This is a genomic window from Corynebacterium felinum (assembly GCF_030408755.1).
Classification (GTDB): domain Bacteria; phylum Actinomycetota; class Actinomycetes; order Mycobacteriales; family Mycobacteriaceae; genus Corynebacterium; species Corynebacterium felinum.
Genome location: NZ_CP047209.1, coordinates 426,726 through 444,987, shown reverse-complemented (window position 1 = coordinate 444,987; position 18,262 = coordinate 426,726). Strand labels below are relative to the sequence as shown.

Below are 18,262 nucleotides of genomic sequence, written 5' to 3'. Positions count from 1 at the left end.
CAAAACACCATTTGCTACCTATGCATTTTTTATAAATCTTTGCTGTTTTCGCACCCCCTTGCGTATCGACGTCGCCACCATCGCCCAGCACACTGCGGCAGCAGAACACCCGCACACAGCGCTATAAAAAGGGGCGGTGAGCGGGCGTCGATACGCGATTAATAGCGTGGGGTTAAGATGCGTGGGCCGCCGCTGGTGGCAGCTACGGTGTGCTCCCAGTGGGAGGCGAGCGAATCGTCGTCGGTGACCACTGTCCAGTCATCCTCAAGCACGATCGAATCAACGCTGCCAAGGGTGAGCATTGGTTCGATAGCCAGCACGGAACCTTCCTGAATTTCCGGGCCGCGGCCGGGCTTACCTTCGTTCGGCAGCCACGGATCCTCGTGCATGGTGCGGCCAATACCGTGCCCACCATAGCCATCAACGATGCCCAGCTTCACGCCGAACTTCTGCTCCGCCTTGCGGGTAGCAAGCTCAAGCGCGTGCGAGACGTCGGTCAGCCGGTTGCCCGGAACCATCGCCTTCAAACCTTCCATGAGCACCCACTCGGTTGCTTCGTTCAACGCTTGAGCTTCCGCGCTGATCTCACCAATGCCGAAAGTCCAAGCGGAGTCACCAACCCAGCCATCTAAGGTCGCGCCGCAATCCACCGACACAAGATCGCCCTCAAGCAGCACCGCATCTTTATTAGGGATGCCGTGGACAATTTCCTCATTCACCGACGCACAAATCGACCCGGGGAAACCCTCATAACCCTTAAAGGTTGGGATCGCACCGCAAGCACGGATAACCTCTTCAGCCACCTGGTCAAGCTCCAGCGTGGACACCCCCGGTGCGGCGTGCGCTTTCACCGCTTGGAGTGCCTTGCCCACAATCTCGCCAGCGGCTTGCATGGCGTCAAGTTCGCCTGGGGTTTTAGCGGGAATGACTTTGCGGCGTTTACGGAAACCCATCGTGAAGTTCAACTTTCGAAAAATGTAGAGAAAAGAAATAAGAAAAAAATAAAAGGACCCCTATTGGCTACAGCCAAGTCCCTTAACCATTCATTAACCCCCTAGCCCGCAGCCACGATGCTGCAGGCTGGGGAGGGGAATGAACAAGAGTCTTACTTTAGCTTTAAGAGTCCTTTTAATGAAAGCTCAGAAGTTAGACCTTCAGTGCTTCGAGAGTGCGAGCGTTGATTTCCTCAACAGTACCCACAGCCTCAACGGTGATCAGACGCTCACCATAGTGGTCAATCAGAGGGGCGGTCTCGTCACGGTACACGCCCAGACGGGTGCGGATGGTCTCCTCGTTATCGTCAGCACGGCCACGAGCGAGCATGCGCTCGACAACGGTGTCCTCATCAACACGGAACTCAACCACAGCATCCAAGGTGACACCAGCCTTCTCAAGCATGGCGTCGAGCAGGTTTGCCTGCTCCACGGTGCGAGGGAAACCATCAAGCAAGAAACCGTTGGTTGCGTCCTCCTCAGCCAGGCGGGACTCCACCATGCGTGCGGTCACATCGGTAGGAACCAGCTTGCCTGCATCGATGTACTGCTTTGCTTCGATCCCCAGTGGTGTGCCTTCGCCAATATTGGCGCGGAAAAGATCACCCGTGGAGATGTGAGGTACACCAAGCTTCTCGGTGAGAATAGCAGCCTGGGTGCCTTTGCCGGCACCAGGAGGGCCGAGGAGAACGATACGCATTATTTCAGGAGTCCTTCGTAGTTGCTTTGTAGTAGCTGGGATTCAATCTGCTTCACAGTGGTCAGCGCGACAGAAACCATAATCAGGATAGCAGTACCACCGAATGGTGTGGCGCCAGATTGCGAATTCACACCAAATTCCAGCATGAGGTTTGGCAAAACAGCAATGAAACCAAGGTAGAAAGCACCCACGAACAGCAGGCGGTTCATCACAAACGCAAGGTATTCAGCGGTTGGTTTACCTGGGCGAATACCTGGGATGAAACCACCGTACTTCTTCATATTTTCAGCCTGCTCGTTCGGATCGTACTGAACCGAAACATAGAAGTAGCTGAAGAAAATGATCAAAGCGAAGTACAAAACAATGTACTGCCACGAGGATGGGGTTTGCAGGTACTGGATCACGTTGCGCTGCCACCAGTTATCGGGAACTTCTGCCGAGCCGGAGTTCACGATCTGGGTAATCAACACTGGCATGTAGATGAGGGAGGATGCGAAGATCACAGGGATCACGCCACCTTGGTTCACCTTCAGTGGCAGGTAGGTGGAGGAACCACCGTACTGGCGACGACCAACCATGCGCTTTGCATACTGCACTGGGATGCGACGCTGGCCCTGCTCAACGAAGACCACGCCGATCACGAGTACGATCACTGCGATGACCACAAGGGCGAAGACGAGTCCGCCGGAACCGTTGAGGATGTTCACGCCGTCGGCAGGCAAGCGGGTTGCGATACCAGCGAAGATCAGCAGGGACATGCCGTTGCCCACGCCACGTTCCGTAATAAGCTCACCAATCCACATCACCAAGATGGCGCCCGCAGACATGGTCAGCACCAAGATCACCAAGGTCCACACGTTGCGGTCTGCAACCAACACTTGCTGGCCCTGGCCAAGCAGCTGCGCACGGTCAGCGAGGGCGACAATACCTGCCGACTGCAGCAATGCAAGTGCGAGTGTGAGGTAGCGGGTGTATTGGTCCATCTTGGCCTGACCCGACTGGCCTTCCTTCTTCAGCTCTTCGAAGCGTGGGATGACCACGGTGAGAAGCTGAACAATGATGGAGGCGGTGATGTACGGCATCACGCCGATGGCGAAGACGGATAGCTGCAGCAGCGCACCGCCGGAGAAAAGGTTAATCAGCGAGTAGACGCTCGATGAGTCTTGGGTTAGCTCGCGGATACGGCCGGAGATGGATGCGTAATCCACACCTGGCGAAGGAATCTGTGCACCGATGCGATACAGAATGATCAACGCAATGGAGATCAGGATCTTTTTGCGCAGATCCGCATCCTTAAATGCCTGAAGAATGGCGGACACTAATGCCTCCCGAGTACTCGCTTCACGCACAACGCTGAAGCGTTGCCGCCCTCATATCGCCCTGTCCACCCTGTGAAAGCTGAGGTGACATGAGTGTGCTTGAAGCTAGGCGAGTACGTAAGTGCTCGTAGATTCTCACGAAGGGTGAGAAAACTGGATAATGATTGACTTTGTTACTCTACCACCTCCAGAGATTCTAAGCACACCCTAAGACACCCCCTAGTGCCCGCAAATAGCTCGTGACCAGAGCAATTAGTTTTTCACAGTGGAAGAGAAAACCAACCCCAGCTTTGAGTTAAGAAACAGTTGAGAGCACATTGCAAGCACAAACACTACACCCGTACACACAGTTTTCTACCGCGCAGTCTCCTACCGCACGATCACTTAGCCTGTTGCGGGGCACCGCAGCATCGCGCATGCGTATCGACGCCCCCACTGCCCCACCGTCGAACTAACGATGGTCAGTTGCTAATCGCGGTAGCTTTCAGGACCACTATTGAGCCAGGCGTAGCCCGCACCCATGAGAACGCCACCGCCGAGAAAATTTCCAATCCAGGCCCACACCCAGTTTTGCGCAACCGAAACGAGGGCAAATTGCTCCGGTAACGGATCGGCGGCAAAGCCAACAATCGACATCAGGGAAAAGTTTGCAATCACGTGTTCGGTGCCAAGGCCGACGAAAATGGCGATGACAAACATGAGAGTGAACAATTTGGCCGTAGCGTCTTTAAGCAATAGGCAGGCAATCACACCCATATTCACCACGAAATTAGCGATGATGCCCTCAATAATCCACCCAGTCGGGGATTTGTCTAACTTATGCGCCACAATATTAGCTGCAAGATGGCTAGGATCCATGTGGGCAAAAACATAAGCGTGGCTTAAAGCAAGACCAACCAGTAGTGCACCAACCAAATTGAAAACCGTGCACACAGCTAGCAGTGCGGCAGCACGAGAAGCGGTGATGTGGCGTCGATACGCTGCGAAGCACACATACATCATGTTCGAGGTTGTCAGCTCCGCGCCGAGGAAAATAATCGTGGCCAAGCCGACGAAAAACAGCAAAGCAAACACCGGAGCACCTAAACCTGGGGCAATCGCCTCAACCCGCGAGCCCACCTGCGCAGCAAAAGCAGTACCCAGTGTCAAATATGCGCCCGCGTAGACGCTACGGGCAACATAGCGGGCGGGGGATGATGTTAGCAGATCCACCTTTTTCGCAATAGCAGTGTCAATGCTCACGTTCAGCGTCACGCCTCATCCTTTCTCTCCACACTTCACGCGCAACGATGGCACACGGATACACCACACCCACACAAGCGTGGAACCGGGCAACCACTGTATAAAGAATAAAACATGCGCACATGCCATAAAAACACTAAAACCCCTAGTGTTCGCATCACCAGTTGTGATGGGAACACTAGGGGTAAAAGTGAGGTGTTACTTAAAAATTAAGCAACGGTGACGGAGCCGCCAGCTGCTTCGATCTTCTCGACAGCAGACTTGGAGAACTTGTCAGCGGTGACGTTGAGCTTCACAGAAAGCTCGCCCTCACCAAGAACCTTGACAGGCTGCTTAGCGCGGACCAGGCCGGCTGCAACGATGTCAGCAACGGTGACGTCGCCACCGTTAGGGAAAGCCTTCTCGAGGTCAGCAACGTTAACCACCTGGAAGATGACCTTGTTGCGGCTCTTGAAGCCCTTCAGCTTAGGCAGACGCATGTGGATTGGCATCTGGCCACCCTCGAAAGCAGCGGAAACCTGCTTACGAGCCTTGGTGCCCTTGGTACCACGACCAGCGGTCTTACCCTTGGATGCCTCACCGCGACCAACGCGGGTCTTAGCCTTGTTTGCACCCTTAGCTGGGCGCAGATCGTGAAGCTTAATTACTTCGCTCATGTTTTACTCCCCTGCCACTTCTTCGACAGTAACCATGTGGCGCACGACCTGGATCATGCCGCGCACAGCGCCATTGTCTTCGCGGACGACGGAGTGGCCGATGCGCTTGAGGCCCAGAGCAGCCATGTTCTTGCGCTGCTTAGGGTTAGCACCAACCAGTCCCTTGTTCTGGGTGATCTTGAGGGCCATAACTTTAAGCCTCCTGTCCTGCGCGGATGCGCAGCATACGAGCAGGTGCAACCTCTTCGAGGGATTTGCCACGACGAGCAGCGACCTCTTCAGGGCGAACCAGCTGCTTCAAGCCAGCAACGGTGGCGTGAACCACGTTGATAGCGTTGTCGGAGCCGAGGGACTTGCACAGGATGTCCTGAACGCCAGCGCACTCAAGCACTGGACGTGCAGCACCACCGGCGATAACACCGGTGCCAGCAGCAGCTGGGCGCATCATAACAACGCCTGCTGCAGCCTCACCCTGAACTGGGTGAGTGATGGTGCCGCCAACCATTGGAACGCGGAAGAAGTTCTTGCGAGCCTCTTCAGCGCCCTTCTGGATTGCAGCTGGAACTTCCTTAGCCTTGCCGTAGCCAACGCCAACCATGCCCTTGCCATCGCCAACGATGACCAAAGCGGTGAAGCTGAAGCGACGACCACCCTTAACCACCTTGGAAACGCGGTTGATGGTAACTACGCGCTCGATGTACTGGGAGCGCTCATCCTGCTGCTGGTTACGACGATCGTCGCGGCGGCCGCCGCGGCGCTCGTTCTTGTTCTCATCGGCGGAGCGTCCGCCGTCACGCCGTTCACGTCCGGACATTAGGCGTTCCTTCCGTTGTTGTTGATAGAGGTGATCATTAGAACTTCAGACCACCTTCACGAGCTGCGTCGGCCAGTGCAGCAACACGGCCGTGGTACTTGTAGCCGGCGCGGTCGAAAACGACCGACTCAATGCCAGCTGCCTTGGCGCGCTCAGCGATGAGCAGGCCAACCTTGGCTGCCTTAACCTTCTTGTCGCCCTCTACTGCTGCTGCAGCTTCCAAGGTGGAAGCAGCTGCCAGGGTGTGACCAGCGAGGTCGTCGATAACCTGGACGTGCATGTGGCGAGAAGTGCGGTGCACGACAAGGCGTGGTGCCTCGGCGGTACCACGCAGGGTCTTGCGGATACGGAAGTGGCGACGTGCGCGAGCTTCGCGACGGCGGGTGGAGATGTCCTTGCCCACTGGCGTGCGCTTGCCGTTGTTGTTCTCGTTGTTGCTCATGCTTTACTTACCCGTCTTTCCGACCTTGCGACGGATCTGCTCGCCTTCGTAGCGAATACCCTTGCCCTTGTAAGGATCATCCTTACGGAGGCGACGGATGATGGCGGCGATCTGTCCGACCTTCTGCTTGTCGATACCGGAGACGGACAGCTTGGTGTTGCCGTCAACGGCGAAAGTGATGCCCTCCGGTGCTTCGATCAGCACTGGGTGGGAGTAGCCGAGGGAGAACTCAAGGTCCTTGCCCTTAGCTGCCACACGGTAGCCGACGCCGAAGATCTCCATCTTGATGGTGTAACCCTCGGTTACACCAACAACAAGGTTGTTGACCAGGGAGCGGGACAGGCCGTGCAGAGAACGGTTCTTGCGGTTGTCATCCGGACGGGTGACAACGATCTGGCCGTCTTCGAGTGCAACACTGATTGGCTCAGCTACGGTGTGGGACAGGGTGCCCTTAGGGCCCTTGACCTCAACGAACTGGCCGTCAATCTTGACCTCAACGTTTGCAGGGACAGCGATAGGTGCCTTACCAACACGTGACATAGTTTCGCTCCTTCCCTTACCAGACGTAGGCGAGAACTTCTCCGCCTACACCCTTCTCGTAAGCCTGACGGTCGGTCAGCAGACCCTGGGAGGTGGAGATAATCGCCACACCCAGGCCGCCGAGAACCTTTGGCAGGTTGTTGGACTTTGCGTACACGCGAAGACCAGGCTTGGACACACGGCGCACTCCAGAGATGGAGCGCTCGCGGGATGGGCCGTACTTCAGTTCGAGGGTCAGGGTCTTGCCAACCTTGGCATCCTCGACGGTGTAATCAGCAATGTAGCCTTCGGACTTCAAGATCGCAGCAATGTTTGCCTTGAGCTTGGAGGAAGGCATGGACACGGTGTCGTGGTGTGCGTGGTTTGCGTTACGCACGCGCGACAGCATGTCGGCAATAGGATCGGTCATGGTCATAAAAGTGACCTTGCGCCTTTCTCGTTGCGGTTCCCTACCCACCTTCAAAAAGCGTTACCGCATTTTATCGGCCACTTTTCGCTTGCCTAACTCAATAGTTGAGGAAGCTCGCTGCCACAGCATTTGCGGTCGCACAAGGCGGGGGGCCTACAACAATGTAGGTTTTATAGTCTTACAGTGGAGCTTTTTGTCACCGTTGAAACGGCATAAAAGTCCGAGGGGATACTTTACTAGATTAAGGTTGCTTTTAGCAAGCACTAGCTTGTCGACGCCGTATCGTCGCTATCCTGCTGCTTCACCACTGTGACTGGGGCACCGATTTTGACGGGAATAAGTATGTGTGGAAGCACGAACCCGATGATAGGCCCAACCCCGAATGCGTAGAGCACCGTCCCGATTCCGACGGGGCCTCCGAGGAGGAACCCGATACTGAGCACACTGATTTCAAGAATGGTGCGTACCCACCCGATGCGCCACCCGTATTTAATGTGGAGTCCCGACATGAGCCCGTCGCGTGGCCCGGGTCCGAGCTGTGCGGCAACGTAGATAGCACCACAAAGGCCAGCACTTGCAACTGCCGCGAAACCCATGAGCATTCCGGATGCCAGGGTTGTGGCTTCAGGTATATATGCCATTCCCATATCAATACTCACGCCCAACCATGTGGCGTTGGCGAGTGTCCCAATGCCGGGCTTGAGTTTGAGAGGTATCCAGAGCATGAGCACGAGGAAGGCGACGCCGATATTAATGATTCCAACACTCAAGCCGCTGATTTGACCAAGCGCTACGTGAAGAACGTTCCAGGGGTCTGCGCCCATGTTGGCTTTCATGAGCATGGCCGCACTCATGCCGAATCCGGTGAGCCCAATAAAGAGAACGACAAGCCGCAGTGGCAACCGGTCCATGGTGAGCTGTTGCCGGATGCTTATATTTTCCAGTTTTTTCTTTGCCATCGCATACCTTTCCGCCTGCCATAAGGCCCACGCCTTTGGATGGAAGCAAAGAATGCGGACTTTTATTTAAAGAATGTGCGTACAGCCTACCAGTCACCCCCTAGCCCTGATTCCCCACTCTTTTTTCGGCCAGAACGTGCTGCACTATCCTCCCCCAGCTACTACCCCCAAGCCCCCAACTGCTAAGGCATGAAGCCAATACCGAGTGCTACTTCCACTTATTTCCCCACCCACACACAAGCATAAATGCTACATCCATAATTTTTTGCTAACCCAGATTTTTCATGGGGTGGGTTTGGTGGTGGTGGGTTGGGGTGGTGTGTTTGTGGGGTTGGTTGGTTCACCTTCGCCCTTTGATTCGTGGTTTTTAGGGCAAGGTGTGCGTCCATAAAGTTGTGTGGGGTTTGGGGGTTGGGGTGTGCCTGCAGTGTGGCTGCCAGATCGCGTGTGTGGGCCTAGGGGTGTTAGGGTTTTCGTTTCTTCCAGCGTGGCTGTAGAAGGCTCTGGGTGTAGCCAATAAGCGTGACCAGTGTGTGGGTGTGGGGGTTGTGCTGGTCAAGCTGGAGGATGATGCGTCTGCTGCTTGTGGTGATTTTTGATGCAACCGCAACAAACCTTACACGGATAGTCTTCGGCACCCATGTCCACCAAGGCTTGCTTGTTTCTTGGTGTGAATGATCCTTGTGGTGGCAGGCGTCGATGAGTTTCGTCCAGGTAAGAAGTTGGTGGGATAGTGCAACGATCAAACACCAGATTTGGTTCGCCCCGAATTGTTTAAACGGCAGTTTACTAAGGCCTTGGTCTTTGGTGTCTTTGATGTGTTGTTCACATAAAGACCGATTACGGTAGCAGTAGTCAATGTGTTGAATATTCCCAATAAGGTTCGTTACGCACAGTTGGGCGCGAACACCATGTTGGTTGAAAAGACTGTGTTGGCACCCTGGGTGGGGTGGTTCGATTCGTGCGATAACACGCATATCCTCGGGGTAGTCAGCTAGAAGATTCACCAAAGGTTGGTGCTCATCTATATTTGCGGTGCGCAGTAGTCCGGTGATGTCTTCAAGGAAATGGTTCTCATCACAAACCAGATCCCCTGAAGCACGCACAATCGGCACCCGAGTATCCCACCGATCACAGTCTTTGCCTGTGTGAGCACTGGTTCCCAAGTGTTGTGTATCAGCGTTGGTTGTTTGTTGGGATTGAAGGTGATGGTCAAGGGTGATGCGCGCTGTCGGCGGGGCGGAATAACCCAGAACATACCCAAGGTTGTGATCGTTGAGGAAACTGATGAATTTCTTTGTCCCACCAGCACTGTCAGCACGGATGACTAATCGTTTGCCCCAGGGTTGACCATCACTGTGATCAGGCAGGGTGGCAAGAATCTCGTCAACAAGCTGGCAGTGATCACGAATTGTGTTTGCCCCGGCATTTCCTGGTCGAAGCAGGCAGTTAAGAAACTCCCCACCAGGCAGACCGATGCTGGTGTAATCAATAAAGGCACATAACGGGTGGAAACCAAAGCCTTTCTTATAGGTAGGCGTCGCGTTTTCCTTATCGGAATGTGCGGTAATCAACGTGGCATCAATATCGATAACCAGTGGTTGTTCAACTGTTGCCACCCGATGCGGAGCGTGATCACCTAACAAATCCCACACCCTAGTGCGAGCTTGTTTCGCTGCGTGGATAAACCCTTCTCGCACATGCTCGCTGGTATCTGCATATTCTGTGATCCGCCGCCATGCGGTTGTCACTGACGGTAACGATTTTGATGCTAACGCGGTTGAAACAGAAGAAAGCAAGGTGATGTCGTGGACATCATCCCCACCAGCAATCAACGATAAAGCCAGATTCACCCACACATCCCCTAACGTGTGCGTGAGCCCAGAACGCGGCAAAGCGGAATCAAGGCAGTCACTTATTCCCACCAATTCGGCTACGTGAGCAAACGGTAACACCCCCGCACCGGATACAAGATGAGAACAGCTAGCAACCCGTGGAATGTATGTGGTAGTCTTCACCTTGAAAGTGTTTCTTTCTGCCTAGATTATTGACTTCAAAACATCTCTATTCTAGCAGGTCAAGAAGCACTTTCTTTACTTTTTGCTCACCTTTTCACCCCACACCCATGAAAAATCCGGGCTAAACGATCCCTGCACGCTTGCACAACCTAAACAAAGTTAATCCACATCACTTTTCCAACACATCGCAATTGCGCACAGTGTGATGAAAACGATTCTCACCGGAATGAACCCTATTGACCATATAAGGCTTGACTTTCTGTTGAAAAGTTAGCCAAGCCTTCATTAGGTAAGCTATATTTCTTAGTGTTTTAAGTTGCAGTCTTTTTCGCCCCTTCGATTCTCAAGGTTGAAAAGCACACACTTTTTGGCGTTATTTTCCTATTCATCCTCACCCAGGGAGCTCAATCGTGGAATCCCCCCATGTGCGTCGGCGTCTGATCGCCAGCATCCTCACCCTTTCTCTCACACCCCTAACCCCTGCAGCGTTGGCGCAGGAAAACACCCCACACATGTTGACGTGGGGTTTGCGTGAGAGCTTTAACAGCTACACCAACGGCGCTACTTTTGTGCGCAAGGGCGCCACTGAAGATAAGGCGAACGCAGTTTTTCAGTTCCCACTGACCAGCTACACCTATGACGCTAAGGAAGAAAAGGCTGTAGCGCAGTTTAAGGGCGAAATTGTCTACCGCAAGTACTGCAATGGCAAAGACCCCAAGGTTGAGTCGAATTATTGCGATTTGGATTTGACCATTTCTGACCCCAAGGTGGTCATTGATGATGATGGCTCCTACCTGTACGCCACTGTTCGTTCGAAGCAGTATCTGAAGAACGAGACCTACACCAACGATGGCACCGAAGCTATTGCACATCTTGCTACCGGCGCTGGTAATTTCAGCAAAGATAATGGCGTGGTTTCGTGGTCGAAGATCCCAGCAACATTGACCAAGGGTGGCACCAAGGTTTTCTCCAACTTCTATGAGCCTGGTGGCAGCCTTGCTCCCATCTCTTTCAGCGCACAGGGTGAAGGCGAGCGCCCATCGAACGACTCCAGCCCGCTGCGCGCAGTCGATGCTAAATGGACGTCTCCTGCCAATTACGATAACTACCGCCACGACCTCTACCGTGTAGGTTCCAAAGCTCTGGTGGCCGTAGGTGGACATGGCCTCTACCTGCTTGATTCCACGCTCAAGGAAGTAGCGAAAGTTCAAACCCCGCACTCATTGCATGGTGTTGGTGCTTTCGATGAAAAGAACGGCTACTTCTACTATTCTGAGCGCCCCACAGACACTCGTGTTTTCGCCGGTCACAGCAATATCCTGAAGCGCATTCAGGTTACCGCTACCGGCTTTGGCACCCCTGAAGTTGTTGGTAATCCCCAAGGCAATGTCCATGCGATTGCGGTGCACCCCAAGACCAATCAGATTGTTGCACTTTCAGTGGAAAACAACACCTACAACGTTGCCGTTAACGATCGCCACGCACATTTGCACATCATTGAAAATGGCGGGATTGCCAAGAGCATCAAGTTGCCAAATTCTGAAACCGTTCTTGGCGGAAAAGTCACCGAAGGTGGCACCGTGTACGCCAATTTGTACGCCAACCGAATGCAAGCCACCCACCTGAAGGGCATGGATGACGGAACTTTCCTGTACTACCCACAAACCGAGCTGAAATACGATAAGCATCCTGGTGTGACTCAGACAGGAATTTTCCTCAGCATCAAGCCGAACGCCGAGCAAGACGACGTCGTTAAGCTCATGAAAGGTTCGATCGTCAGCTCAAGAATCGCACCGCTTGAAGGTTTCAGCGCACACGGCAATCAAATCGTGCGCTACACCCACAACGAGCACCACGATCATAACTTTGTTCAGTCATTCACCTACGCCGACCGCAATGTCACCCAGATTAACCTCCAGAAGTCTCCAAAGGCCGGTTGGTCGAATGTGTCGTGGGATGCCGCCGACAACCCCTTTGTTCTGGTTGGGCCTGAGTCGAAACTGCTCTGGTTCGACACCACCAACTTCGCGCCTGTGAAGTCCACCGTCAACCCCACGCGGGATAAGGAAGCAGGAATTGAGGGTGGCAACGGCACTCAGGACACCTACCAAGGTGAGATGCTGGTTTACCCCAATGGCAGCTTGCTGGTTCCAACGGTCAACCGCAATTCCGACAACCTCTATGAGCTCATTCGTCTCGAAGATCCTTCCAGCGCACCCCTTCCAGGCGATGACGACGGCAATGATAACCAGTACAACGAGGATAAGCTCAAGTACATTGCCAAGACTCAGCTGCAGGAAAAGACCCGAATTTTCCGCGAAGCACTCACTGAGCTCAAAGCAGCGCAGGAGGCGAAGGATAATGCCCGCATCAATGCAGCCAAGGCAAAGGTCGATGAGGCGCGTGCTGCATTCACGGAAGCAAAAGCCGATTATCTCAAGCTTCACCCAGGCAGCTACGTTGCCGACCCAGAACAGGACAACACCTCCAACCCCAACCCCACCCCTGAAAAGCCTGGCTTGAGCGTGGGTGCGATTGTGGGCATTGTTCTTGCCATTATTGCAGCAATCGGTGCCGGAATTGCTCTTGCTTTCCAGTCCGGCCTACTGGCTAACCTTGGTGGAATGCTGAAGTTCTAGTTTCAGCAAAACGAGAATAACTTAAGAAAAGCGTTTGCCTACTCCCCCACAGTGGTGGGGGCTGGGCAGACGCTTTTTCATTTTCAACCATGATGCACTACCCCCATATTGTGCACTGCACAACATAAAGTAGATGCACTTGTTGTGTCCACAAACATAGTCCCACCACATCACTTTTACAGACATCGAAGCTGCAAGAAGTACCCATTAGCCCTGGTTTACTTACCCCCACCAAAAAAGGTTAGGCAATCCTATAAAAATCGACTAAATTTTCAGATATGCGCGGGAAATGCCCTGCCGCATCCCTGCTTTTTGCACATGAAAATCATCTGCGAAGGAAGCTGAGAATGGGCATCGTGCACACGCACTTTCCGCAGCGCACCCTCCCCTTGTACAAAGCCTGACATTCACGGCTTTCTACTTTTTGAAAATAAGTACCCCAAGGAGAAAACGTGGCACATTCCTTTGCCCGTCGCGGTTTTATCGTCGCCACCGCAACAATTGCCTCACTCGTACCTATCACCGTGGCACACGCAACGGAAAACACCGAAGGCCACCTCCGGTGGGGTATCCGGGCAAGCTTTAACAACTACACCAACGGTGCAACCTTCATCGAAGAAGGCGCAACTCAGGTAGGCAACGATTTTTCGTTCCCGCTGCAGTCCTATTCCTTTAACAAGGAAGCGGAGCGCACCGAAGCCCAATTCAAAGGCAAGATTCGTTACCGCAAGTACTGCGGAACGAAGGAAAACGAGAAGAACCTCAATGTTAAGTGCGATCTTGACCTGACGTTCACGAACCCCAAAGTAGTCATTGATCCATCAGGCTCCTACCTTGAGGCTACTGTGCGTTCCCGCCAGTACCTTGAGAGCAAGGATTCTGCTGGAGAAGATGGCGTGTACTACGCGCCGGATACTCCTGTGAAGATTGTGACGTTGTCGACCGCTGCTGGTACTTTCAGCAAGAACGACGGCATGGTGAATTGGAACAATATCCCTTCCCGCCTCACCGAAGAGGGATTGAAGATGTTCTCCAATTTCTACACCGTGGGCGAAGGCATGGACCCAGTCTCCTTCAGCGCAAAGGGTGATGGTGCGCGACTAAAAGCTGATGCATCACAGCTACAGGTTGTCGACCAAAAGTGGCGCTCCCCTGCCACCTACGATCAGCACCACTCCTTGCACCGCGTGGGCGATAAGGTGCTGGTTGCCGCAGGCGGCCATGGATTGTATCTGGTTGGCACCGATATGAACGAGGTTTCAAAGATTGAATTCCCGTTCAGCCGTCATGATGTTGGTGACTTTGATGAGCGCAATGGGTATTTCTACTTCACTGAATCGCCGGATGCGAATCAGAACCGCTTAAGCAATGTGATTAAGCGTGTCAAGGTCACTTCCTCTGGTTTTGGCCAGATTGAAAACGTCGGTGAGACCCAAGGTATGGTGTATAGCCTTGCTGTGCACGACAAGACCGGCAAGATCATTGCGATTTCGGTTGAGAACAACTCTCTCGGGGTTGCCCCTGCCAACCGCACTGCGCATCTGAACATTATTGAGGGCGCAAGCATTGCACAGAAGGTGCAACTGCCTACTACGGAGGAAGTTACTGGCAAGAAGGCTCAATACGGTGATTCTGTGTACGCGCCTTCCTTCTTCCCTGAGCCTTCTGCCACTCGCATGCTGTCGATGAACGATGGAACGTTTGTGTATTCTTCCGACGCCGATGTGACCTTCGATGGCTGGCGTTACGGTGCCCGTAAGTTGCTACTCAATATTGATCCTTCGCAGACTGATCCGAAGGAAATGGTGAAGTTCATGGCGGGTTCGCAAAAAGAGGACACGAATGAGCGAATGGCTGGCTATGCCACGAATGGTACGGAGATTATCCGTTGGAATAACAACACCAGCACCAACTTCGTTCAGCTGCAGCGTCTGACTTACGCTAACCGCGATGTCACTCCTGCTTCTGAGACTGCTTCTAAGTCCAGCATTGCTGGTTGGGCTGGCGTTGCCTGGGATGATCAGAATAATCCTGTGGTGTTGTCGGGCACGGATTCACAGTTGGTGTGGTTCAATCCAGCTACTTTCGAGCCGGTGTTGGAAGATGGCCAAAAGAAGGCCTTTACCATTACTAATGGGCGTGAAACCTCGAATCATATTCAGGGTAATTTCTTAGCTCAGCCAGATGGTTCTTTCTACGTGCAGTCGTTGAATGAGTCGGCTGGTGACCACAAGGAGCACTATGAGTTGCAGCGCCTTGTTGATCCTAAGAAGGAGCCTTTGTCTAGCGAGACCGCTGAAGAGGCGAAGCAGCGGGAGATTGCCGAAAGCAAAAAGCTTGCCAAGCGTATTTATGACGATGCACATAAGAATCTGACCAAGGCGAAAAACGTTGTGGCTGAGGCACGAAAGTCCGGCGATGATACGGCTGTGAAGAAGGCTGAAGCGGCTTTAGCTGCAGCGCAGCAAACTTATGATGTGGCGAAGCAGGAGTTGTTAAAGCGTTGGCCTGATGCACCGATAGGCGATGAGTCTGATGATGATAAGCCTGCACCTGGTGGTTCGAGCCTGTCGGGTGGTGCTATCGCTGGTATTGTTCTTGCAATTTTGGCTGCTCTGGGTGCGATCGGTGCCTTTGTTGTTCAAAATATCGGCATGATTCGTTCAATGTTGAAGTTCTAGTTTCTGTTCTTCCCTGCGCCTTCTTTCATCGACGCGGGGAACTACTTTCTTGTTGAGAGAGGATGAAGTTATGCGCACTACTTTTCGTGCATTAGTTGTGGCCGCTGCTGTGGCGGTTGCTTGCCCTGTTGTTCCTGCTTTTGCTCATGATGGGCATAATCATGGTGCTTCTCATGTGGGCACTCCTGATAGTGGTCACTATGACACCGTTGATGCAATGCCTCATAAGTACTATTACAAGGCTGCTGCAGACGGCGCCGCGTATGAGGCTGAGTTGAAGTCGTATCTTGCAGTCAGCCAGATCCGTCACCTGTATCACTCCGCTGCTTATGGTTGGAAGTATGCTGATTACTACAGCCCAAAGATCAGTCCTGAAGAGCGCAATGCGATCAATGAGAAGCACCAGCGTTCTGAGGACGGTTGCTATACCGCGAAGGGGCGTACCTCCATTGCCTTGCTGAAGTATGAGGGCAATGAGGAAGCCCGCAAGCTTGATACTTCTAAGATTGGTTTCGATATCGCCACCACTGAAAAGGCTATCGAGCTTTTGAAGGCCGACTCTGCCCGCTTGGAAAAAGAGCGCGACGCAAAGAAGGCTGCAAACGAAATCGATGATGCTACTGTCAAGCTATACAACAGCCGCATGTCGATCATCGGTGACGCGTTGAAGCGACTGCCAGATGTTCTGAAGGCACTCAAGGCAAATGAGCCCGTCCACGAATACGATGCATTCTCTGTTGTTGACTGGGGCATCAAGGATGGTTTTGTCAAATGCGAAAAGGGCGAATCTGACGATAACACCTGCCATGATCTTTACAATCCAAACGGTCGTGGCGAACGCAAGAGCTACAAGGGACACCCACTGTCGCAGGCGGCAAAAAGCTTGACCGTTACTCAGGGCGATATTTCCAAGTCTGTTGAGGAAAATAAGCCAGGTTTTGTCACTGATGCGACTGCAAACAAGGCGACGTTGCTCACGGCTTTCGGTGAGATCAAGCCACCGGCAGCTTCGCAGCCTACCAGCGCGCCTGCCACAAGCAGCTCACAGGCACCAAGCAGTTCTGCACCAGCGTCGACCACTTCACAGCCACCAAGCAGTGCTAAGCCAGAGCCCACCCCAGCACCATCCGATCGAAACAAGACGATCGCCATCGTCCTCGGTGTACTCGCTGGTCTTGGTGCACTCTTTGGCCTCATCGCAGTAGCGGTACGCCAATTCTTCCCACAGCTGCTTGCTAACCTCAAGTTCTAACAACCCCACACAAATCCTGCCCAAAACCACTGGGCAGGATTTTTCTTGTGCCCACACCCCTGCAGCGCATACCAAACGTCGTGAAGAGGAAAGCTGCCACCAGCCACAGAAAATACTGGTTGGGTAAATCACAACCAGCATGAAAATTACGCCTTAGAAAAAGCGGTAAATGATCAGCACGATAATGAAAATTGTGGCGGAAATGGCACTGAAGATAAGCAAATTTTTCCTTCGCCCCATTACCCATTCCCCCTCATCATTTTTCACCATTGCATAACGAATCATCAGATAACCACAAGGCAGTAACACAAGGAAGTTCATCACCCAGACCCACCACGGGAACTCCAATTTTCGTAACCCGACCGCTGAGCCCGCAGTAATAAGAAGGGAGACCCATGCAGCGTAAACAATGGCGGGAACACGAACACCTTCAGGGGTTTGCACAGTATCCATAAAAGACAGTCGCCCCATAAGAATGCCACCTTCATCCAGCTTGAGTGTGTACACAATTTCTATCAACTTGGGGTAGTAACCCCACCGACGCGCATCCCAGTTTTAAAAAATTCCCTGCGACTATCGGCACTACTTCGTAGAATCTATTCGAAGTGAACGCACTATTTTCAAGGCGTTGAAAAAATAACCACAAAGAACTAATGTGTGTTTCTTTCCTTTGTACGCACATGGGGAATCTGTGTCAATAGCAGCAGATGGTCAAAGATGGCACGCTGTGCACCTGGGGGAGGTTTTTCCGCTGCGAAAAAGGGCAGCTCTTCGCCATCACACCCACCCCTGGACTTGCTATCCCCACCACCTGCTGCGCTCATCCTATTCATTGACAAGGCGGGTGGTGATGGTGAAAAACCAAGAGGATGCGCAAAGCGTACGGGTACCCAGTGACCGCAAGGGGCCTATTAATATGTGAAGATTGATTCAAAATTAATAGTTAGAGTTTCAGCGCAGGGGGTGAAAAATGACCTGCGGTTTTACAGGTAGCGCTTGCTCTATCTCTAACTGATATTTTCCAGCACCTTCCACAGCCTGCGCACAGCAACCGGTTGGAAGCCAAACTACCCCGGACACTCCATGCGCGGATTGCTAGGTTAACTCCCGCGCACAGCGCACGAAAAAATCCTGCCCCTATGCTCCCTTCTGGGACTAGTGGGCAGGATTTGTGCTAGACAGTTTTCGCTGCCGCATTTGCTTTCTGCGCAGACCAGATAAACATCATAATCTGTATCACAAAAGACACGACGGGTAGAGCATACAATCCCCACTGGACAAACTCGCCGTCGCTCAGCGCAAAAGGAAGAGCTGCAAGTGATACCCCCGCGCCCACAAGCCCGACTACGACAACGCCGTGCAAATAGGGGCGGGCAGCCTCATGGCCGGCGCGCCACGCGGCATCGGATGCCAATGTGGCTTTCGTGCGAATGCCGAGAGCTTCATTGCGCACGAGCGTGTTATTGCGAATAGCTGTAGCCATAAAAGCACCCAGACCAGCAAAGAGTACTAAGCCAACAACAAGATTGATATAGCCGAACATTTTTCAACCTCCTCAAAGTACATGTCACAGCAATGGGCTTTTAAGTACCATCCTAA

At 53.0% G+C, this 18,262-nt stretch carries 17 protein-coding genes; 3 read left to right on the top strand and 14 right to left on the bottom strand.

Going from position 1 to position 18,262, the window contains the following annotated elements; genetic code table 11:
• Positions 1–158: 158 nt before the first annotated feature.
• The 12 genes from map to CFELI_RS01950 all read right to left on the bottom strand — a co-directional run bounded on the left by map (position 159) and on the right by CFELI_RS01950 (position 10,091).
• Positions 159–953 carry a type I methionyl aminopeptidase gene (gene map, locus CFELI_RS02005; RefSeq protein WP_277104625.1) on the bottom strand — a complete coding sequence of 265 codons (795 nt, stop codon included), beginning with the start codon at positions 951–953 and terminating at the stop codon, positions 159–161.
• A 193-nt stretch (positions 954–1,146) separates the two neighbouring features.
• Positions 1,147–1,692: an adenylate kinase gene (locus tag CFELI_RS02000; RefSeq protein WP_277104624.1), complete on the bottom strand. Its 546-nt coding sequence runs from the start codon at positions 1,690–1,692 to the stop codon at positions 1,147–1,149.
• Complete coding sequence (secY, locus tag CFELI_RS01995; RefSeq protein ID WP_277104668.1) at positions 1,692–3,011, bottom strand: preprotein translocase subunit SecY; 1,320 nt, start codon at positions 3,009–3,011, stop codon at positions 1,692–1,694. The genes CFELI_RS02000 and secY overlap by 1 nt, the downstream gene beginning before the upstream one ends.
• Before the next feature lie 468 nt (positions 3,012–3,479).
• Positions 3,480–4,253, bottom strand: coding sequence for a formate/nitrite transporter family protein (locus CFELI_RS01990; protein ID WP_277104623.1), 774 nt, complete (start codon positions 4,251–4,253; stop codon positions 3,480–3,482).
• 209 nt (positions 4,254–4,462) lie between these two features.
• Positions 4,463–4,909 carry a 50S ribosomal protein L15 gene (rplO, locus tag CFELI_RS01985; RefSeq protein ID WP_277104622.1) on the bottom strand — a complete coding sequence of 149 codons (447 nt, stop codon included), beginning with the start codon at positions 4,907–4,909 and terminating at the stop codon, positions 4,463–4,465.
• Positions 4,910–4,912: 3 nt separating this feature from the next.
• Positions 4,913–5,098: a 50S ribosomal protein L30 gene (rpmD, locus tag CFELI_RS01980; protein WP_277104621.1), complete on the bottom strand. Its 186-nt coding sequence runs from the start codon at positions 5,096–5,098 to the stop codon at positions 4,913–4,915.
• A gap of 4 nt (positions 5,099–5,102) precedes the next feature.
• Complete coding sequence (gene rpsE, locus CFELI_RS01975) at positions 5,103–5,723, bottom strand: 30S ribosomal protein S5 (protein WP_277104620.1); 621 nt, start codon at positions 5,721–5,723, stop codon at positions 5,103–5,105.
• A 37-nt stretch (positions 5,724–5,760) separates the two neighbouring features.
• Positions 5,761–6,165 carry a 50S ribosomal protein L18 gene (rplR, locus tag CFELI_RS01970; RefSeq protein WP_277104619.1) on the bottom strand — a complete coding sequence of 135 codons (405 nt, stop codon included), beginning with the start codon at positions 6,163–6,165 and terminating at the stop codon, positions 5,761–5,763.
• A 3-nt stretch (positions 6,166–6,168) separates the two neighbouring features.
• Entirely contained in the window at positions 6,169–6,705 is a 537-nt protein-coding gene (gene rplF / locus CFELI_RS01965) for a 50S ribosomal protein L6 (protein WP_277104618.1), read from the bottom strand.
• 16 nt (positions 6,706–6,721) lie between these two features.
• Positions 6,722–7,120: a 30S ribosomal protein S8 gene (gene rpsH / locus CFELI_RS01960; RefSeq protein ID WP_277104617.1), complete on the bottom strand. Its 399-nt coding sequence runs from the start codon at positions 7,118–7,120 to the stop codon at positions 6,722–6,724.
• A gap of 257 nt (positions 7,121–7,377) precedes the next feature.
• On the bottom strand, positions 7,378–8,073 hold the full coding sequence (gene yczE / locus CFELI_RS01955) for a membrane protein YczE (RefSeq protein ID WP_277104616.1): 696 nt from the start codon (positions 8,071–8,073) through the stop codon (positions 7,378–7,380).
• Positions 8,074–8,537: 464 nt separating this feature from the next.
• Positions 8,538–10,091, bottom strand: a complete 1,554-nt coding sequence (locus CFELI_RS01950; protein ID WP_290258967.1) for an IS1380 family transposase — start codon at positions 10,089–10,091, stop codon at positions 8,538–8,540.
• A gap of 410 nt (positions 10,092–10,501) precedes the next feature.
• Between CFELI_RS01950 and CFELI_RS01945 the strand changes: the two genes are divergently transcribed.
• The 3 genes from CFELI_RS01945 (at position 10,502) to CFELI_RS01935 (ending at position 16,663) form a co-directional block, all read left to right on the top strand.
• Positions 10,502–12,730, top strand: coding sequence for an HtaA domain-containing protein (locus CFELI_RS01945; RefSeq protein ID WP_277105289.1), 2,229 nt, complete (start codon positions 10,502–10,504; stop codon positions 12,728–12,730).
• Positions 12,731–13,182: 452 nt separating this feature from the next.
• Positions 13,183–15,411, top strand: a complete 2,229-nt coding sequence (locus CFELI_RS01940; RefSeq protein WP_277105290.1) for an HtaA domain-containing protein — start codon at positions 13,183–13,185, stop codon at positions 15,409–15,411.
• A gap of 70 nt (positions 15,412–15,481) precedes the next feature.
• Positions 15,482–16,663 carry a hypothetical protein gene (locus CFELI_RS01935; RefSeq protein ID WP_277105291.1) on the top strand — a complete coding sequence of 394 codons (1,182 nt, stop codon included), beginning with the start codon at positions 15,482–15,484 and terminating at the stop codon, positions 16,661–16,663.
• Positions 16,664–16,816: 153 nt separating this feature from the next.
• Here CFELI_RS01935 and CFELI_RS01930 read toward each other — a convergent pair whose 3' ends face one another.
• Both CFELI_RS01930 and CFELI_RS01925 read right to left on the bottom strand, forming a co-directional pair.
• The gene (locus CFELI_RS01930; protein WP_277105292.1) at positions 16,817–17,170 is read right to left on the bottom strand and encodes a hypothetical protein; all 354 of its coding nucleotides are present in this window, start codon (positions 17,168–17,170) and stop codon (positions 16,817–16,819) included.
• Positions 17,171–17,837: 667 nt separating this feature from the next.
• Positions 17,838–18,206, bottom strand: coding sequence for an SdpI family protein (locus tag CFELI_RS01925; RefSeq protein WP_277105293.1), 369 nt, complete (start codon positions 18,204–18,206; stop codon positions 17,838–17,840).
• Between the last annotated feature and the right edge of the window lie 56 nt (positions 18,207–18,262).